A 22530-nucleotide genomic window follows, 5' to 3' on the forward strand; every position below is an offset into this window, starting at 1 on the left:
ATAACCCCGCCCCGCTATCCACAACCGGCGGGTAACCGAAGCCGGGACCGCTAACGGTCGTCGATGGGTCATGCAGGGCGTCCTCCACGGACGCGACGAGGGCCGGTGCGGGCGCGCCGCGACGCGGCCAGCCGGAAACTGAAGGACGCGTTCCGGGACGCGACGCGAGGCCGGTGCAAGCGCACCGCGACACGAGGCCGGTGCAAGCGCGCCAGTGCAAGCGCGACGCGACGCGACGCGACGAAACCGAAGGGATCAGCCCCGCCAGAGGGCCAGCATCATGGCCTCGACCGCGATCCGCGGCTTCACGTTCGCCTCGATGGCGACGCGGCACTCCAGCACCGCCTCCAGCCGCCGCAGCGTGCTCTCGCCCGTCCACTTCTCCGCCGCGGCCGTCGCCAGCTCGTCCACGTCGCCGTGCACGGGAGCCACGTCGGCGCCGAAGGCGTTGGCGATCACGTCGCGGTAGAAGCCGGCCAGGTCGACCAGGGCCCGGTCCAGCGAGTCGCGCTGGGCCCGGGTCGCGCGGGACTTCTGGCGGCGCTCGAGGTCCTTCAGCTGGCCCGCCGAGCCCCGCACCGCGCTCGCGGCGCCCTTGCCGGTGCCGCCCGCGCCCAGGGCCGTCTCCAGGGCCGAGCGCTCCTTCGCGTCGACCTCGGCGACCGTCGCGGCGGCCTCGGCCTCGGCCGCCTCGATCAGGGCGCTCGCGGCGTCGAAGGCGGCGCCGATGCCGGTGAGGCGGCGCGGCACGGCGAGCACCGCGTCCCGCCGGCTGCGCGCCTGCGGATCGCGGGCCAGGCGCCGGGCCCGGCCGACGTGCCCCTGCGACGCGGCGGCCGCCCACGCGGCGGTCTGCTCGTCGATGCCGTCGCGCCGGTGCAGGACCGCGGCGATGGCCTCGGCCGGTGGTTGCCGCAACGGTACGACCCGGCAGCGCGACCGGATCGTCACCGAGATGTCGTCGGGGTGCGTGCTCGGCGTGCACAGCAGGAAGACCGTGCGCGGCGGCGGCTCCTCGACCGCCTTCAGCAGCGCGTTGCCGGCCGCCTCGGTCAGGCGGTCGGCGTCCTCGACCAGCAGCACCTGCCAGCGTCCCTGGGTCGGCGAGCTCGCGGCCCGCAGCACCAGCGCGCGCATCTCGCCGACGGCGATCGACAGGCCCTCCGGCACCACGAACCGAACGTCCGCATGCGTGCCGGTCAGCGCGGTATGGCACGCCGGGCACGTGCCGCACCCGCCGTTGGGGCACTGCAGCGCCGCCGCGAACGTGCGCGCGGCGACCGACCGCCCCGACCCCGGCGGACCGGTGAACAGCCACGCATGGGTCATCGCCTGCTGCCCGGCCGCGCCCGGCGCCTCCCCGCGCACGACCGCGTCGGCCGCCTCGACGGCCCGCGAAAGCGTCGCCACGGCATCCGGCTGCCCGACCAGCTCGTCAAAGATCGGCGGCGTCATACCCGCGACCCCTGCCCGGACGATAAGCCGGAGGCCCCGCCCGACGGCCCGGGGGCGTCCGGGTCGTCAGAGGAGCCGGAGGAGGAGGAGGAGGAGGAGGAGTCGGCGGTGGGGCCCGGATCGCCCGTCAGGGCCGAGGCGACCTCGGCCGCGTCGTGCAGCACCGTCTCGATGGAGGACTCGGCCTCGGGTATCAGGTGCCGCACCCGTTGCAGGATGCCCTCCGCCAGCGCGTCGACCCCGTTGGTCGCGTCGAGCACGAGGTAGCGGCTCGGGTCGGCCGAGGCCAGGTCGAGGAACGCATACCGCACCCGCTCGTGGAAGGCCAGCGACTCGCTCTCCAGCCGGTCCGCCTCCCCTCGCTTCCCCGCCCGTGCCAGCCCGACCGACGGGTCCAGGTCGAGCAGCACCACGAGGTCCGGCTTGAGCCCGCCCGTCGCCCACTTCGACAGCCACGACACCTCGTCGACCGGCAGCGTGCGCCCGGCGCCCTGGTAGGCCAGCGAGGAGTCGACGTACCGATCGCTGATGACCACCGCCCCGCGCCCCAGCGCCGGGCGGACCACGGACGCCACGTGGTGCGCCCGGTCGGCCGCGTAGAGCAGCGCCTCGGCCCGGGGCGTCAGCGCCTCGCCGCCCTCGGCCGGCCGGTCGAGCACCAGGCTGCGGATGCTCGACCCGATCGGCGTGGCCCCCGGCTCGTGGGTGACCACGACCTCGCGCCCGATCGCGCGCAGCCCGTCGGCGAGCCGGTCGACCTGTGTCGACTTGCCCGCGCCCTCGCCGCCCTCGAACACGATGAACACGCCGCTCGCGGCGCGCGGGTCGGCGGGGCTGAGCGGGCGGCCGCGGACCGAGCCGATCAGGTCGGCGAGGATCGGCACGCCCCTCTTGTCGTCCATCTGCTTCAGGGCGAACAGGCCCGCGAAGACGCCCAGGACGCCGGCGATGGCGAGCAGCGGCCGGGTGCTGGAGACGTCGAAGGCGTAGAAGCCCAGGTTGATCGTGCGGGTGCCGCCGAGGCCGACGATGACGCTGGAGAGCGAGATGGTGAGCATGAGCACCACGCGGGTGCCCATTTGCACGAAGGCGAAGGCCCGGCCGCGCATGTCGTCGGCGACCTCGCCGCCGAGCAGCGTGGTGCCGGACAGGAACGCCATGCCGGCGCCGACGCCGACCAGCAGCGCGCCGCCCACCGCGATGGTGAGGTGGGTGGCCAGGGCGAGGATGAGGACGGAGCCGGCGGCCAGGATGATCGACAGGCCGAACCAGCGGCGCCGGGACAGGGCCCCAACGAGCTTGGGGCCGGCCGCGATGCCGAGCCCGAGGCCGAGGAAGAGCACGGCGAAGAGCAGCGCGAACGCCTTGGTGCCGGCGCCCAGCGAGGTCGCGTAGAACTTGGCGGTGCCGACCACCACGCCGCCGCCGGCGAAGGCGCCGAAGATGCCCAGCACCAGGCCGCGCACGAGCGGCGTCTTGCTGACGAAGGCCCAGCCCTGGGTGAACTCGTGGATCATGCCAGGCTTGCGCTCGACCCCCGCGGTGCGCCGGCCGCTGATCTCGCGGATGCCGAAGAACACGGTGCCCGCGGTGGCCAGGAACGTCAGCGCGTTGAACCAGAGCGCGACGGAGCTGGGCTGCAGGCCGGCCGGCGCGGTGGGGCCGAAGATGGCGGTGATCAGCGACTGCAGCCCGATGAGCACGAGCGCGGCGACGACCGGTGTGATGCCGTAGGTCGTGGCGAGGGTGAGCTGGTTGGCGGTCTCCAGCCGCGCCCGGGGCAGCAGGTTGGGCACCGACGCCTCCTTGGCCGGCGTCCAGATCATCGCGACCGTCTCGATCACGAAGGTGGCGATCGCGGTCCAGCTGATGACCAGGGCGGCGTCGCGCGTGACGAGGGCCGCGGCCGGGATGGAGGCGAAGAACAGGAAGCGCAGCAGGTCGCAGACGACCATCGTCAGCCGCCGGTCGAACCGGTCGGCGAAGACGCCCGCCACCGGCCCGAGGATGAGCGCGGGCAGCAGGCGCACGGCGATGACCGAGCCGAACGCGACGCCCTGGGCGGCCTCGTTGGACACCTGCGCGGCGGCGAACGTGGAGGCGGCGAGCAGGCCGAGCCAGTCGCCGAGGGACGAGAGGCCGAGCACCGCCCACAGCCGGCGGAAAGGCCGGATGCGCAGGACGGCACTCAGCTCCCCGAATCCGGAAAGATCGCTGCTGGCGATGGCGGCACCCCCTAGAATCTCCGGTCCTCACGCTACAGGCCACCCCCGACAATTCCGGAGGCGCGCCCAAGGACGCGAGGTTCTTTCATCTTCCTGGGGCACCGGTTACCGTGACGTCGTGTCCAACGCTCGTGCCCGTTATGACCGGGCTACCGCCGATCTCGACCCGCCGTTCGCGATCGTGGACCTGGATGCCTTCGACGGCAACAGCAAAAGCCTGGTCAGCCGGGCCGCGGGCAAGCCGCTGCGCGCGCCGAGCAAGTCCGTCCGCGTCCGCGCGCTGATCGAGCGCGCCCTGGCCCAGCCGGGCTGGCGCGGCATCATGGCGTTCACCCTTCCGGAGGCCATCTGGCTAGCCGGGCACGGCACCGCGGACGACATCCTGGTCGCCTACCCCACCGCCGACCGCGCCGCCCTGCGCCGCCTGGCCACGGACGAGAAGCTGGCCGCCACGATCACCGTGATGGTCGACGGCATCGAGCAGCTCGACCTCCTCGACGCGCTCGTCCCGGCCGATCGGCGGGCCGCGCCCGTGCGGGTCTGCATCGACCTCGACGCCTCCTGGCGGCCGGTGTCCAAGGTGCACATCGGCGTGCGCCGCTCCCCCGTGCACAGCCCGCGGCAGGCCGGCGAGCTGGCCGCCGCGATCGCCGCGCGGCCGGGGTTCCGCCTGGTGGGGCTGATGTCCTACGAGGCCCAGATCGCCGGCCTGGGCGACGCCCCGCCCGGGCGCCCGGTGCGCGGCGTGCTGATCCGGGCCATCCAGCGGCGCTCGATGCCGGAGCTGCTCGCCCGCCGGGCCGCGGTCGTCGCCGAGGTGCGCCGCCACGCCGACCTGGAGTTCGTCAACGGCGGCGGGACCGGCAGCGTGGCCGCGACGGCCGCCGACCCGGCCGTGACCGAGGTCGCCGCCGGATCCGGGCTCTTCGGGCCGTGGCTCTTCGACGGGTACAGCAACTGGCGCCCGGAACCCGCCGCGCTCTTCGCCCTGTCGGTCGTGCGGCGCCCCAACGCGGACACCGTGACCACGCTCGGCGGCGGCTGGATCGCCTCCGGCGAGACGTCGCCGACGCGCCAGCCGCTGCCCTGGCTGCCGGAGGGCCTCAAGCTGATCGGCACCGAGGGCGCGGGCGAGGTGCAGACCCCGCTCGTCGGCCCGGGCGCGGCCGGACTGCGGGTCGGCGACCGGGTGTACTTCCGCCACTCCAAGGCCGGCGAACTGTGCGAACACGTCAACGAGGTGCACCTGGTGCAGGGCGACCGGATCGTCGACGTCGTCCCGACGTACCGCGGCGAGGGCCGAGCCTTCCTGTGATGCTGTGGCGGGAGGCGATGGACGCGGCCCTCTACGGGCCGGAGGGCTTCTTCCGCCGCGAGCGCCCCGCGGATCACTTCCGCACCAGCGTGCACGCCTCGCCGCTGTTCGCCGGGGCCGTCGCCACACTGCTGGGCCGCCTCGACGAGGCCCTCGATCGCCCGGCGCGCCTCGACCTCGTGGACGTCGGCGCCGGCCGGGGCGAGCTGCTGGTCGCCGTCCTGGCCGCACTGCCGGACGACGTGCGCCGGCGGGTGCGCGCGACGGGGGTCGAGCGGGCCCCTCGACCGGGTGATCTGCCGTCCCCGATCGGGTGGACCACGACGCCGCCCGAGAGGACCGCCGGACTGCTGATCGCCACCGAGTGGCTCGACAACGTGCCCGTGGACATCGTCGAGCTCGGCGCCGATTTCCGGATTCGGTACCTCCGCGCCGACCTCACCCCCGCCGACGATCCCATCGCCCCCGCCGACCGGGCGTGGCTGGACCGCTGGTGGCCGCTGGACGGCGCCCCGCCCGGCGCGCGGGCCGAGATCGGCCGGCCGCGCGACGAGGCCTGGGCCGCCGCGGTCGCCACCGTCGAGCGCGGCCTGGCCCTGGCCGTCGACTACGGGCACTTCGCGGCCGGGCGCCCGCCCTTCGGCACGCTGGCCGCTTTCCGCGACGGCCGCCAGGTCGAGCCCGTGGCGGACGGCGAGCGGGACCTGACCGCGCACGTCGCGCTCGACTCGCTGGGCGCGCCGGTCCTGCCCCAGCGCGAGGCCCTGCGCCTGCTCGGCGTGGACGGCGCCCGGCCGCCCCTCGCGCTCGCGAGCACCGACCCGGCCGCCTACGTGCGCGCGCTGGCCCGCGCCTCGGCCGCGGCCGAGCTCACGGACCCGGGCGGGCTGGGCGGCCACTACTGGGTCATGCGCTGGGTATGACCGATGGTCATACCGGCGGTACACTCGATGGCATGACGACGAAGGTGACCCTCTCGTTCTCCGATCAGACCATCGCCGATGCCCGGCACTGGGCCGAGCGCGACGGGGTGTCGCTCAGCGCGTGGATCGACCGCGCCACGCAGGAGCGGGCCCTGCGAGAGATCTTCTCGGCCCACGCCGAGGCGGTCCGCCGCGCCAAGATCGATCTCGACGCGTCCGCACTCGCCGACGAGGAGGAGATCGCTATCGTCGACGCCGAGCTATACCGTGGACGCCGTGCGTCGCGGTGAAGTGTGGCTCATCAAGGGTGCCCGTGAGCGGCTCGGCCTGATCATCAGCTCGGACGTCTTCAACGGCACCGACGTCCCCGTCGTCATCGTGGCCGAGGTGACCGACGCCGAGGAGCTGCGCGACTCGCCGCTCGCGGTCGAGCTCGACGAGTACGTCGTCATGCCCGACCGGCTCTCCTCGCCGCTGAAGCGGTGGTTCGTGGAGCGGGTGGCGGTCGCCGATACGAGCACCATGCACAACGTATCGAGAGCGCTGCGCATCCTGCAGGACCTCTAGAGTTGAACCCATGACGTCCGAGGTCACCGTCGGCACGGGTGCCGGGCTCGACACCGCCGACATGGTGCTCAACATCGGCCCGCAGCACCCCTCGACCCACGGCGTGCTGCGCCTGCGGCTGGTGCTTGACGGCGAGCGCGTGCTCAGCGCCGAGCCGATCATCGGATACATGCACCGCGGCGCCGAGAAGCTCTTCGAGGTGCGCGACTACCGCCAGATCATCATGCTGGCCAACCGGCACGACTGGCTCTCGGCGTTCTGCAACGAGCTCGGCGTGGTGCTCGCCGTCGAGCGGCTGATGGGCATCGAGGTCCCCGAGCGGGCCGTGTGGCTGCGCACCGCCCTCGCCGAGCTCAACCGGGTGCTCAACCACCTGATGTTCCTCGGCTCCTACCCGCTGGAGATCGGCGCCATCACGCCGGTCTTCTACGCATTCCGCGAGCGCGAGACGATCCAGGCCGTGCTCGAGGAGGCCTCGGGCGGGCGGATGCACTACATGTACAACCGCGTCGGCGGGCTCAAGGAGGAGGTCCCGGCCGGCTGGACCACCCGCGCCCGGACCGCGATCGACCAGGTCCGCCGGCGCATGCCCGACCTGGACAACCTGATCCGCAAGAACGAGATCTTCCTGGCCCGCACGAAGGGCGTCGGGGTGCTCAGCGCCGCCGACGCGGCCGCGTTCGGCGCGTCCGGGCCGGTCGGGCGGGCCTCCGGGCTCGACCTCGACCTGCGCCGGGACGAGCCCTACCTTGCCTACGGCGAACTGTCCGTGCCGGTGGTGACCCGCACGGCGGGCGACTGCCACGCGCGCTTCGAGGTGCTGCTGGATCAGGTGTACGTCTCGCTCGACCTCGCCCAGGAGTGCCTCGACCGGGTGGACCAGCTGACCGGCCCGGTGAACGTGCGCCTGCCGAAGGTCGTCAAGGCCCCCGAGGGCCACACCTACGCGTGGACCGAGAATCCGCTCGGCATCAACGGGTACTACCTCGTCTCCCGCGGCGAGAAGACCCCCTGGCGGCTCAAGCTGCGCACGGCCTCCTACGCCAACGTGCAGGCGCTGTCCACGCTCCTGCCCGGCACGCTGGTGCCCGACCTGATCGCGATCCTGGGCTCGATGTTCTTCGTCGTCGGCGACATCGACAAGTAGGAAACCGGCAAGAAGGAAACCGACAAGAAGGAAACCGGCAAGGAGCGAACGCTAGCGCCAGCGGTCGTCGCTGCCCTCGAAGTCGACGATCGGCCGGGCGGCCCGGCCGCCGCGGTGCTCGTCGCGAGCGCCGTTCCAGCCGTACTCCTCGTCGTCGTCCGGCCGCGCCCGCCGCGCCACCCGCTCGTCCTCGCGCGCGGGCGTCGCCCAGCGCTCGTCCTCGCGGGGGTTCCCCGACGTCCAGCGCGAGGCCGGCTCGGCCGGGGAGGCGGGCAGCGCCGCCTGCGGACCGCCGACCGCCCGCTCGGAGCGGCGCACCTCGGACCAGCGGGTCGAGCCGGTGTCGTCGCGCCGGCCCTCCTCGTAGGTGCTCTCCGACCACTGCCCCTCGGGCCGACGGCCCACCTCGACCCGGGCCTGCTCGCCGGAGGCCCAGCTGCGCTCGCGCTCCCGCCGCGCCTCGGAGCGGCGGGGGCTCTCGGTGCCGGACTCGTAGCGGCCCTCGAACCGGGAGTCGAAGGCCTCGTCGTCGCGGTCGTCCGGGTCGGCCCGCCGCCGCCCGCGCCGCTCGCCGCTGCGGTCATCGTGCCGGTCGTCATGCCGGTCGTCACGGTCGTCCGGGCCAGCGCGGTGGCCGCCGGTGGGCGAGTCGTCGGGGTAGTACTCCTCGTGCCGGACGGAGGCCCAGCGGTCCTCGATGCGCACGTGCGTGCCGGTCTCGTCGGCGTGCACGGCCGAGCGCCGCTCCCCCATGCGCAGCTCGCGACCGCCGCGCTCGTCGCTGTGCACGGAGGCCCAGCGGTCGGTGGTACGCATGCCGGTCACGCTGTCGTCATCGTCGTCCCGCTCGTCCGGGTCGGCCCGGCGCCGGCCCCCGCCGCCGCGCCGCTCGACGTCGGCGCCGCGGGACGGGGTCTGCGGCCACTCGCCGCTCTCGGCCCGGGCCATCCGCTCGCGCAGCAGCTGCTCGGTCCAGGAGCTCTGCTCGCGGGCCTGGTCGCGCACCTGCTCGCGGCTGCGCTCGCCGCGGCCGTGGTCCTCGCGCTCGTCCCGGCGGCCGTAGTCGTCGCGGCGCTCGTCCCGGCGTTCGTCACGGCGCTCGTCGCGGTGGCCGTACTCCTCGCGGTGGCCGTACTCGTGGCGCTCGTCCCGCTGGCGCTGGTCGTCGCGGCGCTCCTGGCGGCGGCCGTACTCCTCGCCGCGCGGCTCGGGTCGCTGCTCGGGTCGCTGCTCGGGTCGCGGCTCGGGGCGCGACGGGATGCGCTCGGCGCGGTCCGGGCGGCGCTGCTGCGGGATGTCGGCGCGCGGCCCGCCGCCGTAGACGGTGCCGGAGCGGGACTCGGTCGGGTCGACGACCATCGTCTTCGTGGTGACCTGCACGGTCTCGGTGTGCCGCAGCACGCCCTGGGGCACCGACGCCGAGCCGCTCGGGTGGTTCGGCGGCGGCGGCTGGGCGGCGGCCCGCTCGAGCTGCCCGCGCATCATCTCGACCTGGTTGCGCAGCGCGTCGACGGTCTCGTGCAGCACCCCGACGCGCTCCATGAGCTGGCCGTGGGTCTGGCGGGCCGCGTGCGTGATGTCGGCGCGGACGTTCTCGCGAAGGGTGTCGATCTCCTCGTACACCATCTCCTCGACCTCGCCCTTGACCGTCTCGCCCTCGCGCCGCAGCGCGATCGACAGGCCGATGAGGACGACGGCGAACAGGCCGAGCACCGCGGCGAACTGCAGCACGAAGCCGCTGCCCACGAGCAGGAGCAGGGCGGCCAGCGGGGCCAGCCCGACACCGCCCCAGAAGAGCAGCTGGAGCAGCTTGGTGCTCCGCTTTTCCCCGGGTGGTCCGGTGGTCTCCGCGGCCGGCATGAGCAGAGAACTTACCCGCACTTGCCCACAAACGAAATGTCCTCCCGTACCGCCTCGGCGCGGCGGTACGAGAGGACGACTTCGATCTTCGGGCTAGCCCAGCGAGCCGTCGGACGAGAACACCAGCGCGAGCGAGGCGGTGCCCTTCTTCAGGGCGTCCTTGCTCTGCGGGCCACCGGCGTCGAGGCTCAGCACCTTGCCGAACTGGATGCCGTAGGTCTTCTCCAGGCCCGGCTGGCAGAACGGGCGCTGCGGGCACTCGGCGGGGCCGCCCAGGACGGTGGCCTGGCCCGAGCACTTGGCCGCGAAGTCGCTGAGCGTCTTCAGGCCGTTCTTCGACGCGAACTCCGACGTCACCGCGAACGCGTTGCCGTCGGTCGCCTTGGACGCCTTGCCGAAGGCCAGGCCGGCCTTGCCGCCGAGGTCCTTCAGCGCGGTCACGGTCGCGTCGACGTCACCGGAGGCGAGCGTCTTGGCGTCCTTGCCGTTGACGGACTGGTTGATGAACTCGGTCAGGGTCGCGGCATATTCCGGGACGACCTGAATGTCGCCCTTGGTGAGCTGGCCGTAGTAGACCTCGCGCTTGCCGATGGTCTGCACCGAGGCGTCGTAGCCCGCGGCGTCGAGGACCAGCTCGTAGAGCGCGCCGAGGGTGGCGCTCTCGGAGAAGTCCGCGGCGCCGATCTTGATGGCCCCGCCCTTGCCCTTCTCCAGTCCGGTGGTGAGGTTCGCGGTCTTGGCGAATTCCTCCGCCGCGACCTTCGAGGTCTTGCGGTCGACGTCGACCGCCTTGTTGAGCGCGATCAGCTTCTCGGGGGTGAGTGCGTCCGAGACCTTGTCCAGCGCCGCGATGAGGGCCGGGTCGGCGACCTTCGCGTTGATCGCTGGAATCACGTTGTCCGCCAGCTGGAGCTTCTTGTCGTCATCGAGGACGACCAGTTTCTCCCCAGCGACCGGAGCACATCCCGCTCCGCTGACGCTCGCCGGCGCCTCAGTGCCCGAGGACCCCGACTCACCGCAGGCGGCGAGGCCCACACCGGCGAGACAGAGGAATACCCCGAGCGTGGCGCGTATGGCTGTTCGCAAAACTTGGCCCGCCTTCCGTGTCCCGGCGCGATCACTGTGACCGGCCGCGTGTCCGACGGACGGCGCTTGAATGGCAAGAAAGCCCGCCCGCTGTCCAATAGGCAACTCCGGCGATGGAAATTCGGCAACCGCAGCCAGGCACGTTTTCGTAACGACCGGTCACCGAGCTGTCGCGCAGATCACCTATTCGAGGTCAGGAGCGCCCGGCAGCCCGCCGCAGGACCTTCGGTGTGAGCTTGCGCTCAATGACCGCCATCACACCGTCGGCGATCAATGCCAGCCCGGCGACGAGGATCGCACCGGCGAGGATCTGCCCGCCGTGGCCGGGGCCGAGGCCGAAGCCGGCCGAGATGATCATGCCGAGCCCGCCGCCGTTGACCGCGGTGGCGAGCGTCGCCGTGGCCACCACCGTCGTCGTGGCGATGCGCAGGCCCGTGGCCAGGAACGGCACCGCGAGCGGGAGCTCGACCCGCAGGAGCTGCTGCGCCGTGGTCATGCCGACGCCCTTGGCCGCGTCGCGGACCTCGGGGTCGACCTCGCGCATGCCGGTGTACGCGTTGGCAAGCAGGGCCGGCAGCGAGAACACCGCCAGCGCGATGATCACCGCGGGCTTGCCGAGCCCGATGGGCGTCAGCGACAGGATGGTCAGCAGCGCGATCACCGGGACGGCCTGGGTCAGGTTGGACAGCAGCACGATGACGCCGGAGGCGGCCCCGCGCCGGCCCAGCAGGATGCCGACGGGCCATGCGACGACGCAGCCGAGCAGTACCGCCGCCAAGGAGATCTCGATGTGCTCCGTCAGGCGCTCGACGATCCCGCCCGGATTGCTCCAGTTCAAAGGATCATTCAGCCACACGAATGCGTCGTTGATGACACTCACAGCGTCCCCTCCGCTTCGCCCCGGGGCCGCCGCGAGCACCCGACCCTGCATTCCTGGATCGCGGCCTCTCCGCTTCGCTCCGAACCGCTCATGCCGAGCGCCTCCTCGTCCACGGCGTCAGCGACCGGCTGACGAGAATCAGCACCACATCGAGCACGAGCGCGAGCGCGACGCAGGCGATCGCGGCCGTGGAGATCTCAGCCTTGTAATAGTTGTTCCGGAAGCCGGCGAGGATCAGCGAGCCGAGGCCGCCGTGCGAGCCGACGATCGCGCCAACCGTGACCAACGCCACTGTCGACACGGTCGCGAGCCGCAGCCCGGTGAGGATGCCCGGCAGGGCCAGCGGCAGCTCGACGCGCCAGAGCCGGGCGGATCGGCTGTAGCCCATCGCGGTCGCGGCCTCGCGCACGTCGTCGGGCACCTGTAGCAGGCCTGTGAGGGCGTTGCGGATGAGCACGATCAAGGCGTACGAGGTGAGCGCGAGGATCACCGGCGACCGTCCGGTGCCCATGAACGGGGCCAGGAAGGCGAGCAGGGCCAGCGACGGAATCGTGTAAAGCACGCCGGCTGATGTCAGAATCGGCGTGGCGAGCGGGCGCACCCAGTACGCCAGCACCGCCAGCGGAATCGCGATGACCACCGCGATCGCCACCGACCACAGTGTGATCACGATGTGGTCGAGCAGCGCATCCCGGATCGTGTCGGCGTTGTCCCGGACGTACGACCAGGAGAACCAGGGGTTGCCCGCCTCACCGCGAGCCAGGAAGGACATGCGTGGACGTTACCGCGAAGCACGATGCCGCGCCGATCACGCTCGATCGGCTGCGCAAGGTGTATCCGGACGGAACGGTCGCGGTCGAGGAGCTCGGCCTCGAGATCGGCGCCGGCGAGGTCACGGTGCTGATCGGCCCGTCGGGCTGCGGCAAGTCGACGGTACTGCGGATGGTGAACCGCCTCATCGAGCCCTCCGGCGGCCGCATCCTCATCGACGGCACCGACGTCACGAACGCGGACCCGACGCAGCTGCGCCGGACCATCGGCTACGTGATCCAGAACGTCGGGCTCTTCCCGCACCAGAACGTGCGCACGAACGTCGGCACGGTCCCGCGGATGCTCGGCTGGGACAAGGGCCGGACCGCCGCGCGCACCGACGAGCTGCTCGACCTCGTCGGGCTGCCCCCGGCGCAGTACGCGAAGCGCTACCCGCACGAGCTCTCGGGCGGCCAGCGCCAGCGGGTCGGCTTCGCCCGGGCGCTCGCCGCGGACCCGCGGGTGCTGCTCATGGACGAGCCGTTCTCGGCCGTCGACCCGATCAACCGGGGCCGGCTGCAGGACGAGTTCCTGCGGCTGCGGCGGGCGGTGCGCAAGACCACGATCCTCGTCACGCACGACCTGCAGGAGGCGATCAAGCTCGGGGACCGCATCGCGGTGCTCTCCGATCACGCGCAGCTGCAGCAGTACGCCACCCCGGCCGAGCTGCTCGCGCGGCCCGGCAACGAGTTCGTCGAGCGGTTCGTCGGCGAGGACCGCGGGATCATGCGGCTCTCGGTCACGCCCATCCCGTCCGACGGGCTGCGGCCGGTGGCGGAGGCCGGCGACGACGCGCCGGTGGTGTCGTCCGGCGCGACGCTGCGGGAGGCGTTCGGGGCGATGCTGGCGGCGGGCCGCGGCGCCGTGGTGGTGCGCGACGGCGACTCGCCGATCGGCGCGCTCACCGCCGCCGACGTCCAGGTCGCCCTGGCGTCAGCGGCGGTGGACACGCCCGCTTGAGCTGACTTCCCGGGCGGCGGTTACGGCCGCCGCCCGGCCATGGTCGCCAGGCCGATGATCCAGCCCACGATCAGGCCGTAGCCCGCGCCGCCGGCCGCGTTCGCGGTGGCCTGGCCGAACGACGGGCTCGCCAGCAGGAACGACGTGAGGAAGGCCGCGAGCGCGGCGGCGAAGATGTAGGCGGCCCATCCGGTGAAGATCGCCGAGAGGGTGCCGCGCGCCGAGGCCAGCTGCGCGCCGACGAGCAGCGTGATGAACAGCGCCGTGAAGAGCACCAGCAGGATGGCCTTGAGGTCGGCGCCGAGCACGTCGCGCACGGCGGCGTTCGTGTCGAGGTCCCAGGCCGGCCAGGCCAGGGTCTCCAGGAAGATGCCCCGGTCGCCCTTCTGGGTCCAGTCGACGTACCAGGGGCTGCCGAAGATCAGCACCAGGAGAAAGGCGACGAGCGTGCCCGCACTCGTCGCGGTGCGGTAACGGGATCGCGTGATTGCCATGCCGGGATAAGGCCCCCCGGCCGCGAAAAATAAACCGACGACGATTTGTGCTACTTGTCGGCTTTCATGATGTAGTCGATGAATGCGGCCCGCACGAGCGGCTCGTTCTCGCCGTACTCGTGCTTGGTGACCTCGCGCCACAGGGCGACGGCGTCGTCGATGGTCGCGTCGAGGGAGCCGATCCAGCCGTCCTGGGTGTCCTCGTCGCTGTACGTCACATGCGTGAACAGGTCCCAGAAGAACTTGATGTCGCGCTTCTGCCGCGCGAGGGCGAACGCGCGGTCGCGCAGCTCCTCGGTGGAAAGCGCTTCGAGCTGTTCGAACCTGACGTCAGTCATGGTCACCAGGCTATCTGGTCCCCCAGCGCTCCTCGACTCCCCAGCCGCGATCGGAGTCCTGCGGGGCGTCGTAGCCGCTGGTGGCGGGCCAGCTGCCGGTGCGGCTCGACGGCGGGGACCAGTTGTCGTCGGGCTCGGGCTGTGGCGCGGTGATCGACGGCGGGGTCCAGGGCGCCTCCTCGGCCTCCTCCGCCGCGGTGCGGGGGCGCCCGAAGGTCTCCACGAGCCGGGTCACCACCAGGCCGAGCCCGATCGCGCCGGCCGCGAGCGCGACCGGCTGCAGCTTCCAGCCCTCCGCCGCGGTGTACCGCAGCAGCAGCGTGATCACGGCGACCGCGAGCAGCGTGCCGAGCACCCCGCCGCGGCGGCCGAAGGCCGAGGTGCCGCCGGCCAGCGCCGCCCCGAGCGCGAGCGCGCTGACCGTGAACCCGCCGAAGGAGGCGCTCGCGTCGCCGGCCGCGACACCGCGGTCGTCGAGGGCCACGAGCACCCCGGCGATGGCCGCGAGCAGGGCGGCTCCGGCCAGCGCGAGCCCGGTGAAGGTGGCCGCGCCGCCGCCGCGCCGGTCGGCCGGGTCGCGCACGGGCCGGAAGCGGCCGAGCCCGCGCCGCAGCGGCCGGATGATGCCGAGGGCGCCGCCGCCGGCCGCGAGGACGGCCACGCCGATCGCCCACCACATCGCGTGCGGGTGCGGGTCGTAGGCGCCGGCGACGAGCTTCTCGGCGGGCTGGTCGGCGATCCAGGCGATGAGCGCGAGGGCGGCGCCGAGGCCGGCCGCCCAGCCGGGCACGTGGAAGGCGACGACCAGCACCGCGATCACCACGCCGACGCCGACGGCGATGAGTCCGGTGATGGCGGCGGTCATGAGCAGGCCGCGGTCGGCGTTCTTGGCGAAGAAGAGGGCCGCGGCGAAGGCGATCGGGCCGAGGGCCAGATTGGGCGCGCCGGCCCGCAGGGTGAGGCCGGCGGCCACGGCGACCAGGCCGAGCTCGGCGCCGGAGAGCAGCAGCGCGCGCAGCTCCTCGCCGCGCAGCGCCGCGGGGCTCGCGTCGTGGAGCAGGTACAGCAGCGCTCCCGCGGCCAGCAGCAGCACCAGCTCCCAGAGGGCGTGCACGGCGTAGCGGTCGCGGCCGGGCTCGCCGTGCTCGGGGTCGTCGAAGACGTCGCCGAGCTGCCGGGCGGTCGGGGGACGGCGCCGGACGTCGAGGCCCAGGGTGGTGGTCTCGGAGCTCGGGGCGCCGTAGGCGGGCGAGACCGGGAAGTTCCCGGGGGTGTAGACGGACTGGCTGGAGACGCCCAGCGTGGGTGCGTCCTCGGGCACGCCGCCCGACCGGAAGTCGGGTTCTTCCCGGAATCCGGGCTCACCGCGGAACCGCGAGTCGTCGTACGCCATGGCGCGCGCCTCCTGCCAGCCGACGGGTACGGGTCGCACAGTAACCGCGGAACGTGACCGGCGACAGACCCTGTACATGAGGATCCTGCGACGGATGGGCCGGATCCGCGCGCCGAGCGGATCCGCGGCCCCGGTCAGGCCCGCCGATCAGGCGTTCTGGTCGTCGGGCGCCCGGTCGCTGCCGGTCTGGCGGTTCTGCCGGGGCAGGTCCTTGTCCCGGTCGCTCGGGGGCACGCGGCAGGAGCGCTCCAGCCAGAGCGCGGCGGCGATGAGCACGATCGAGCCGGCCACGCCGAGCAGGGCCTGGGGCAGGTTCTCCGACACCTTGGCCAGCACGCCGCGCTGCGTGAGCAACCAGGTGGACAGGCCCAGGTACATGCCGCCGAACAGGGCCGCGACCAGGGCGGAGGCCTTGCCGAGGACCGCGTACCGCGCGATCACCAGCGGCTGCAGCGGGCCGGCGCCCTCCTTGCGCAGGATGCGGTTGCGGGTGGAGTACGCCTCGATGCCCTCGAAGATCGCCAGGCCGATCAAGGTCAGCGGCGGCAGCCAGGGCAGCGTGGGCAGGCTGTTCCAGAAGTTGCTGATGGCGATCCAGGCCAGCGCCGTGGTGGCGAGCGCCGCGATCACCAGCGTGGCCGGGCGGGTCGGCTCCATCCGGCCCTTGGGTCCGTTCGGTCCCTTGGGTCCGTTCGCGTTGGGGTCTTCGGGTGACGGCGTGCCCATCTGCTTTCGCTCCAGATCACGTATCGAGGTGGACGTCAACTCTTGGACGCAGGTCGGCGAGGTCGTCTGCGACCACGTCGGCGCGCAGCAGGTCGTTGACCCATCCGTGCCCCGGCAACTGGGCATACGGCTGGATGTCGAGCCAGGGCCGGAGCACGAATGCGCGCAGGTGGGCGCGCGGATGCGGCAAGGTCAACTCAGGGTCGCCGGAAGTCACCGGCGCCCCGTCGTCGTTCCACACGGCAATCACGTCAACGTCCAGGGTACGCGGGCCGAAGCGGCGCGCGGGATCGCGCACGCGTCCGGCCGCCTCCTCGAGCCGGTGGGCGGCCGCGAGCCAGTCCGCCGGGGCGGCGTCCGGATCGGTCGCGAGCAGCACCGCGTTGAGGTAGTGCGGCTGGTCGGGATCACCCCAGGGTGGCGTCTCGTACACCCCCGAGACCAGGAAGACCTTGTCCCCGAGCCCGGCGACGGCGCCCCGCAGGTGGGCCTCGCGGTCGCCGAGGTTGCTGCCCAGCGCGAGCAAAGCCCGGGTCACGCCGCCTCCTCGCTTCGCTCGTCGGTGGCGTGCCCGAGAGCCTGAGCCGGCTGGTGACCGGCCCCTCCGCTCCGCTCCGGGCCGGTCACGGCCGCTCCCGGCGGATGACCACGGCGACGTCGGCGAACGTCAGCGGGATCGGGGCGTGCGGCTTGTGGACCGTGACGGTCGCGGCCCGCACCCGCTCGTCGGCCAGGCAGACGTCGGCGAGGCGCTGGGCCAGGGTCTCGATGAGGTCGACCGGCTCGCCCGCGACGACCGCGGCCAGCCCCTCGGCGAGCTCGCCGTAGTGCACGGTGTCCTTGACGTCGTCCGAGGCCGCGGCCGGGCGCAGGTCGAGCTCGAGGTCGACGTCGATCACGAAGTCCTGGCCCTCGCGGCGCTCGAAGTCGAACACGCCGTGGAAGCCGCGGACCGTGAGCCCCCGCAGGGCGATCCGGTCGCTGCTGTCGGGTCTCACTCCGCCGCCTTCATCGCCTGCCACACCTTGATCGCATCCACGTTGCCACGGACGTCGTGAACCCGCACGCCCCACGCGCCGGCGGCGACCGAGAGCACCGTGGTGGCGACGGTCGCGGCCTCGCGGTCCTCGGCCGGGCGGTCGTGGCCCTCGGCGTCGGCGAGCAGGCGGCCCAGGTGCGACTTGCGGCTGGAGCCGACCAGCACCGGGTGGCCGAGCGCGATCAGGTCGGGCAGGTGGGCGGCGAGCCGCCAGGTGTGCTCGGGCTTCTTGGCGAAGCCGAGCCCGGGGTCGAGGATGATCCGCTCGGGGTCGACGCCGGCGGCGACCGCGGCGTCCACGCGCTCGATCAGCTCGGCGGCGACCTCCTTGACGACGTCGCCGTACACCGCCAGCTCCGCCATCCGCCGGGAGTGCCCGCGCCAGTGCATGAGCACCCACGGGCACCCGGCCGCGGCCACCACCCGGCCCATGTCGGGGTCGGCGAGGCCCCCGGAGACGTCGTTGACCAGCTCGACCCCGGCCTCGAGGGCGGCGGCGGCGACCGCGGCGCGGGTGGTGTCGATGCTCATCGCGATGCCCTCGGCGCGCAGGGCGCGGATGACCGGCAGCACGCGGGCGGACTCGGTGGCGGCGTCGACGCGCCCGGCCCCCGGACGGGTGCTCTCCCCGCCCACGTCGACGATGTCGGCGCCCTCGGCGGTCATCTGCCGCGCGTGGGCCACCGCGGCCTCGAGGTCCGCGTAGCGACCACCGTCGGAGAAGCTGTCCGGGGTCACGTTGAGCACGCCCATCACGAGCGGCGTTGAACGTCGCAAGACCATCACTTGAATGAAGGTACTCAACTCAATGCGGCCGCCCGGTGGCGACCTGCGACAACCTTAAGGGGGGCGCGCTCAGCCACCTCGCGAGGCACACTGTGCACACTGACCACGCTTCGGTCAGCTTGTTGGAAAGAGGGCCGCACCGTACTCTCTGCAAGTGAACGTTATTCGGACCGTTAAACCCGACAAAGGGCATTTAGCAGTGCAAACGCCCGGATAAGGTTCCGCCGGAGGACGACACAGCAGCCGGGGTTGTACCCCTGGGTCGTCTTTTCGGCGAGGCTTAACGCGCGGCGTGCACCTCGCCCGTCGCGCCTCCGGGGAGGTCTGATGATGTTGATGGAGATCGGCCAGGCGATGTGGGGCTCGGCCGCACGCGCCGTGGATGCGATCGCCCTCGCGCCGACGCCAACACCCGAGCCGAAGACGATCAACACCGACGGCATCCTGACGTTCTTCACGACCAAGATCGTGCCGATCCTGCTGGCGGCGCTCGGCGTCATCTTCATCGGCCGGGCCAGCAAGGGTGAGGTCTCGCGCGTCCTGACGAGTTCGGCGATCGCGATCATCGGCCTGGCCTTCGTGGCCGGCGCGGCGTCGCTGTTCTTCTTCGGTGACTCGCTGGTCAGCCTCATCTTCAAGTAGGTCTGACCTCCCATGCGCCTGCGCACCGACGACGACATCTACCGGGCCCGCCTGGTCTACCTGGGCCCGCCGGGCTACACGCTGCCCATTCAGCTGCCATACGCGCAGTACGGGGTGTTCGCGCTGCTGGTGCCGCTGTTCATGTTCATCCGCTACCTGATCACGCTGCACGTCGACTACTTCCCCGCCTACGAGATCGCCCTCGCGATCGTGGCGACGTCGCTGATCTTCCGTTACGTCGACCCCGATCGACCTGCCCGCATGGTGGTCCGCACCGCCCTGACCGACTGGCGTCACACGCGCGAGCCCAGCTCCGAGCAGCGTGACGCCCGCCTGGTCGGGTCCAAGGTGCGCATCCGCCCGGACCTCACCGGTGAGCTCGTATGACGACTCCGCCTCCCCGCAAGTCCGGGGGCTATCAGGACCGCTCGGACATCGACGACGACGCTGCGCAGTCAACCGACTACGATGGCGGACTTCGGGCCGCGGCCGAGGGCGGTCGCGTCGCGATGTTCCGCGGCACCGGCCCCGGCGCGCCGGGCTCGTCGCGCCCCGCGGGCGAGAACGGCACGAACGGCGGCACGGGTCGCCCCGGCGGACAGCAGCGGCCGGTGAGCGGCAAGCCCGCACCCGAGGTCGACTCGCCGTTCCTGGGCCTGTTCGACGACCAGCCCGGCGGGCCGCCGCGCGACCGGCTGCGGGCGCTGGAGCCGGGCCCCGGCCACGCCGACCGCGTCCAGCCCGTCTCCGGCATCCCGATCTCGGCCGCGCCGTCGTCGGGGGCGCCGCGGGCGCCCGAGGACCTGCGCGCCCCGAAGCGGGCGATCCCGCGCAACCCGGCGACCACGAACGGCGAGCGGCATCCCACGCGGCCGGCCCTGAGCGATCGACCGGCCGCTCCGCCCACCCGTCCGGCGCTGCCCGAGCGGCCGGCGTACGACAACTGGACCGAGAGCAACGGGCGCCCGGCGCTGCGCGGGCGGCCCTCCGCGCCCGGTCAGCCCTCCGCGCCCGGGCGCGACCCGTCGGGCGAGCACCCGCCGCTCGGCGATCGCCGCCCGACCGCGGGTCCGGCCCGTGCCGGGGAGCGGATCACACCGACGGATCAATGGGCCGCGCAACGGTATGGGACGCCCGCGGGACGGCCTGCTGCCGGCAGTACACCTCGGAAGGCGGTGACCACGGCACCACCGCCGCCGGCGCGACGGACCCAGCCCGCCCGCAGCGTCCCCGCCCAGCAGCCGCCCCGGCCGCCCCGCGCCACCCCGCCGCCGCAGCGGGGCCGCAGGACGCCGCTGGACAAGGTGCCGAAGCCGAAGCAGAAGGACCGCAGCGCGGCGATCGACCTGGCGATCACCGAGATCGCCGGGCACCTGACGTTCACGCCGAACACGGTCACGGCCTGGTACTGGCTGCCCGAGGTGCGCTGGGCCTTCCGCCCCGACGCCGAGCGGGAGGCGCTGCTGTCGGCGATCTCCGAGCAGTACGCGGGCCTGGCCGGCTTCCGGCTGCACCTGCGGCGCACGACCCGGCCGTTCCCGGCCGACCAGTGGGCGCGCGTGGTCGACGGCAACACGCCGAACCCGCTGCCCTCCGTGCACGGCGCGCCCTCGTGGTCCGACCACCTGGTCAACGCCCAGAAGCACCTGCTGTCGATCAACCACGCCGAGGGTCAGACGTACCTCGGGATCGCCTTCGCCCGCCGCACGCTGGGCGACACGCTGTCCGAGCGCATCGGGTCCCTGTTCAAGCGCGGGGTCGCCGACGCCGAGCGGCGCCGCATGGCCCGCACCGTCGAGCAGTTCGACGAGGTGCTGGGCGCCTTCGGCATGCGCGGCCGGCGGGTCACCGCGTTCGAGCTGGAGTGGCTGCTGTACCGGTCGGTGGCGCTGTGCATGTCCCCGCCCGGGCACATCACCTCGCTCGACGGGTCCTGGGACGCGGGCGACCTGCTGGCGCTGACCGAGGCGGTGGAGCGGTATCGCACGCCGTACGGATCGACGGTGAAGCTCGTCAATCGCCAGACCGGCGAGGAGCGCCACGTCGCCGTGCTGACCGTCGGGCGCATGGAGCCCCTGGAGATCCCCGAGCGGCACGAGCCGTGGCTGCACTTCCACGAGCGGCTGCCGTGGCCGATGGAGATCTCGTCGCGGATCGACATCCTGGGCCCGGGCGACTCGTTCCGCAACCTGGAGCACCGCCTGCGCCTGATCCGCTCGCAGCAGGCCGACTACTCCGAGCACGGCATCGACGCGCCCCCGGAGCTCGAGCGCCTGGCCAAGCGCGCGCTCACGATCGGCGACGAGATCAGCACCGGCCTGCCCGTCGACTCGTCCCGCGCGCACGGCTGGCATCGCGTCGCGGTCGGCGGTCGCACCCGGGAGGAATGCCTCGAACGGGCCCGCCGGATCACGCAGATGTACTCGCGGGAGATGCGCGTAGCGCTGCAGCACCCGAAGAACCAGGACTGGCTCGCGCGCGAGTTCATCCCGGGCGAGCCGCTGGCCAACACCGGCTACCTGCGCCGCATGCCCGTCAAGCTCTTCGCGGCCGCGCTGCCCCAGGCCGCCTCGACCGTGGGCGACCGCCGCGGCGACCTCATCGGGCGCACGGCGGGCACCTCGCGCCGCCCGGTCTTCCTCGACCTGCACTTCCCGATGGAGGTGCGGGAGCGCTCGGGCCTAGCCGTCTTCGTGGCCGAGCCGGGCGGTGGCAAGTCGACCCTGATGGGCGCGCTGGGCTATCTGTCCGCGCGGCGGGGCGTCCAGGTGACGCTGCTGGACCCGTCCGGGCCGCTCGCGCGCCTGTGCAGCATGCCGGAGCTGGCGCCGTATTCGCGCGTGCTCAACCTGACCGGCTCGGAGCAGGGCACACTTGCGCCCTATTCCCTCATCCCTACCCCGCAACGCGGGCATTACGCCACCGGCCCGGCCGGCGATCGCGAGTTCGAGATCGCGATCTCCAACGCCCGCGCCGAGCGCCGCATGCTCGTGCAGGACATCTGCATGATGCTCGTACCACCCCAGGTGGCCCGCGAGGCATCGACGGCGACGATGCTGCGCCACGCGGTCCGCCAGGTGCCGGCCGAGGAGTCCTCGACGCTCGAGGACGTCATCCGCTCGCTGCGCGACACCGGCGACCACGACGCCGCCGAGCTCGGCAACCTGCTGCTCGACACCGCCGAGATGCCGCTCGCCATGCTCTTCTTCGGCTCCCCGCCCCCCGGCCTGCTAGGCGCCGACGCGGCCCTGACCGTCATCACCATGGCGGGCCTGCGGCTGCCCGACCTCAAGATCGAGCGCGAGTACTGGTCGGCCGAGGAGTCGCTCGCCCTGCCGATGCTGCACACCGCCCACCGCCTCGCCGTGCGCCGCTGCTACGGCGGCGACATGTCCCAGCGCAAGCTCGTAGGCCTGGACGAGGCCCACTTCATGGAGGGCTGGCGCTCGGGCCGCTCCTTCCTGGTCCGCCTAGCCCGCGACTCCCGCAAGTGGAACCTGGCCGCGCTAGTCGCCTCCCAGAACCCGAAGGACATCCTGGGCCTGGACGTGCAGAACCTCGTCTCGACCGTCTTCGTGGGTCGCATCGCCGAGGACAGCGAGATCGCGGCCGAGGCGCTGCGCTTGCTGCGCGTGCCGACGGATGTCGGCTACGAGCAGACCCTCGCGGCCCTGTCCCAGGTCGACACCAGTTCCTCGTCGCGCCTGGGCTTCCGCGAGTTCGTGATGCGCGACGTGGACGGGCGCGTCCAGAAGGTGCGCGTGGACGTTTCTTATGTTGCGGATCTGCTGCGGTACCTCGACACCACGCCTGGCGGTGCTGCTCCTGGCGCTGCGCTGGGCGGGGAGGTTGTGGACGTCCACGACGATGAGCCGGAGGATTAG

21 protein-coding genes and 1 pseudogene are annotated in these 22530 nt (G+C 72.8%); 9 read left to right on the top strand and 13 right to left on the bottom strand.

Translation table 11 applies throughout. From position 1 onward, the window contains the following. Positions 1-255 precede the first annotated feature (255 nt). Positions 256-1455, bottom strand: a complete 1200-nt coding sequence (locus ABT369_RS15110) for a DNA polymerase III subunit delta' (RefSeq protein WP_350612331.1) — start codon at positions 1453-1455, stop codon at positions 256-258. Next, positions 1452-3602: a dTMP kinase gene (gene tmk / locus ABT369_RS15115; protein WP_350612332.1), complete on the bottom strand. Its 2151-nt coding sequence runs from the start codon at positions 3600-3602 to the stop codon at positions 1452-1454. Before tmk ends, ABT369_RS15110 begins: the two co-directional genes overlap by 4 nt. 196 nt (positions 3603-3798) lie before the next feature. On the opposite strand from tmk, the gene ABT369_RS15120 reads away from it, so the two are divergent. From ABT369_RS15120 to ABT369_RS15140, 5 genes are read left to right on the top strand one after another with little or no spacing between them, the layout of a single operon-like run. Next, positions 3799-4995, top strand: a complete 1197-nt coding sequence (locus ABT369_RS15120) for an amino acid deaminase/aldolase (RefSeq protein ID WP_350612333.1) — start codon at positions 3799-3801, stop codon at positions 4993-4995. After that, complete coding sequence (locus ABT369_RS15125; protein ID WP_350612334.1) at positions 4995-5918, top strand: SAM-dependent methyltransferase; 924 nt, start codon at positions 4995-4997, stop codon at positions 5916-5918. Before ABT369_RS15120 ends, ABT369_RS15125 begins: the two co-directional genes overlap by 1 nt. Positions 5919-5950: 32 nt before the next feature. Further along, positions 5951-6208: a DUF6364 family protein gene (locus tag ABT369_RS15130; protein ID WP_350612335.1), complete on the top strand. Its 258-nt coding sequence runs from the start codon at positions 5951-5953 to the stop codon at positions 6206-6208. Then, positions 6186-6485 carry a type II toxin-antitoxin system PemK/MazF family toxin gene (locus ABT369_RS15135; RefSeq protein WP_497979168.1) on the top strand — a complete coding sequence of 100 codons (300 nt, stop codon included), beginning with the start codon at positions 6186-6188 and terminating at the stop codon, positions 6483-6485. Before ABT369_RS15130 ends, ABT369_RS15135 begins: the two co-directional genes overlap by 23 nt. Before the next feature lie 10 nt (positions 6486-6495). Continuing rightward, entirely contained in the window at positions 6496-7632 is a 1137-nt protein-coding gene (locus ABT369_RS15140; protein WP_350612337.1) for an NADH-quinone oxidoreductase subunit D, read from the top strand. Between the two features lie 51 nt (positions 7633-7683). On the opposite strand, the gene ABT369_RS15145 is transcribed toward ABT369_RS15140, so the two are convergent. The 4 genes and pseudogenes from ABT369_RS15145 to ABT369_RS15160 form a co-directional block, all read right to left on the bottom strand. Continuing rightward, positions 7684-9492: a hypothetical protein gene (locus tag ABT369_RS15145; protein ID WP_350612338.1), complete on the bottom strand. Its 1809-nt coding sequence runs from the start codon at positions 9490-9492 to the stop codon at positions 7684-7686. A gap of 93 nt (positions 9493-9585) precedes the next feature. Further along, positions 9586-10676: pseudogene (locus tag ABT369_RS15150) on the bottom strand (glycine betaine ABC transporter substrate-binding protein). A gap of 95 nt (positions 10677-10771) precedes the next feature. Continuing rightward, positions 10772-11509, bottom strand: coding sequence for an ABC transporter permease (locus ABT369_RS15155; RefSeq protein WP_502891754.1), 738 nt, complete (start codon positions 11507-11509; stop codon positions 10772-10774). A 37-nt stretch (positions 11510-11546) separates the two neighbouring features. Next, entirely contained in the window at positions 11547-12230 is a 684-nt protein-coding gene (locus ABT369_RS15160) for an ABC transporter permease (protein ID WP_350612340.1), read from the bottom strand. Between the two features lie 2 nt (positions 12231-12232). Between ABT369_RS15160 and ABT369_RS15165 the strand changes: the two genes are divergently transcribed. Further along, entirely contained in the window at positions 12233-13228 is a 996-nt protein-coding gene (locus ABT369_RS15165) for an ABC transporter ATP-binding protein (RefSeq protein WP_350612341.1), read from the top strand. Between the two features lie 20 nt (positions 13229-13248). Here ABT369_RS15165 and ABT369_RS15170 read toward each other — a convergent pair whose 3' ends face one another. The 7 genes from ABT369_RS15170 to folP form a co-directional block, all read right to left on the bottom strand. Further along, positions 13249-13722: a hypothetical protein gene (locus ABT369_RS15170; protein ID WP_350612342.1), complete on the bottom strand. Its 474-nt coding sequence runs from the start codon at positions 13720-13722 to the stop codon at positions 13249-13251. A 50-nt stretch (positions 13723-13772) separates the two neighbouring features. Further along, on the bottom strand, positions 13773-14060 hold the full coding sequence (locus ABT369_RS15175) for a hypothetical protein (protein ID WP_350612343.1): 288 nt from the start codon (positions 14058-14060) through the stop codon (positions 13773-13775). Positions 14061-14070: 10 nt separating this feature from the next. Next, the gene (locus ABT369_RS15180; RefSeq protein WP_350612344.1) at positions 14071-15453 is read right to left on the bottom strand and encodes an ABC transporter permease; all 1383 of its coding nucleotides are present in this window, start codon (positions 15451-15453) and stop codon (positions 14071-14073) included. A gap of 147 nt (positions 15454-15600) precedes the next feature. Next, on the bottom strand, positions 15601-16110 hold the full coding sequence (locus ABT369_RS15185; protein WP_350612345.1) for a DUF3180 domain-containing protein: 510 nt from the start codon (positions 16108-16110) through the stop codon (positions 15601-15603). 85 nt (positions 16111-16195) lie between these two features. Then, positions 16196-16717: a 2-amino-4-hydroxy-6-hydroxymethyldihydropteridine diphosphokinase gene (folK, locus tag ABT369_RS15190; protein WP_350612346.1), complete on the bottom strand. Its 522-nt coding sequence runs from the start codon at positions 16715-16717 to the stop codon at positions 16196-16198. 85 nt (positions 16718-16802) lie between these two features. Then, the gene (gene folB, locus ABT369_RS15195; RefSeq protein WP_350612347.1) at positions 16803-17177 is read right to left on the bottom strand and encodes a dihydroneopterin aldolase; all 375 of its coding nucleotides are present in this window, start codon (positions 17175-17177) and stop codon (positions 16803-16805) included. Next, complete coding sequence (folP, locus tag ABT369_RS15200) at positions 17174-18001, bottom strand: dihydropteroate synthase (protein ID WP_350612459.1); 828 nt, start codon at positions 17999-18001, stop codon at positions 17174-17176. Before folP ends, folB begins: the two co-directional genes overlap by 4 nt. A 330-nt stretch (positions 18002-18331) precedes the next feature. On the opposite strand from folP, the gene ABT369_RS15205 reads away from it, so the two are divergent. The 3 genes from ABT369_RS15205 to ABT369_RS15215 are packed head-to-tail and all read left to right on the top strand — an operon-like array spanning position 18332 to position 22530. Beyond that, positions 18332-18646: a hypothetical protein gene (locus ABT369_RS15205; RefSeq protein WP_350612348.1), complete on the top strand. Its 315-nt coding sequence runs from the start codon at positions 18332-18334 to the stop codon at positions 18644-18646. Positions 18647-18658: 12 nt separating this feature from the next. Next, positions 18659-19033: a hypothetical protein gene (locus ABT369_RS15210; RefSeq protein ID WP_350612349.1), complete on the top strand. Its 375-nt coding sequence runs from the start codon at positions 18659-18661 to the stop codon at positions 19031-19033. Further along, a complete protein-coding gene (locus ABT369_RS15215; protein ID WP_502891755.1) occupies positions 19030-22530 on the top strand; it encodes an ATP-binding protein in 3501 nt (1166 codons plus the stop codon). The genes ABT369_RS15210 and ABT369_RS15215 overlap by 4 nt, the downstream gene beginning before the upstream one ends.

The organism is Dactylosporangium sp. NPDC000244 (genome assembly GCF_040300725.1).
In the GTDB taxonomy this organism is placed as follows: Bacteria; Actinomycetota; Actinomycetes; order Mycobacteriales; family Micromonosporaceae; genus Dactylosporangium.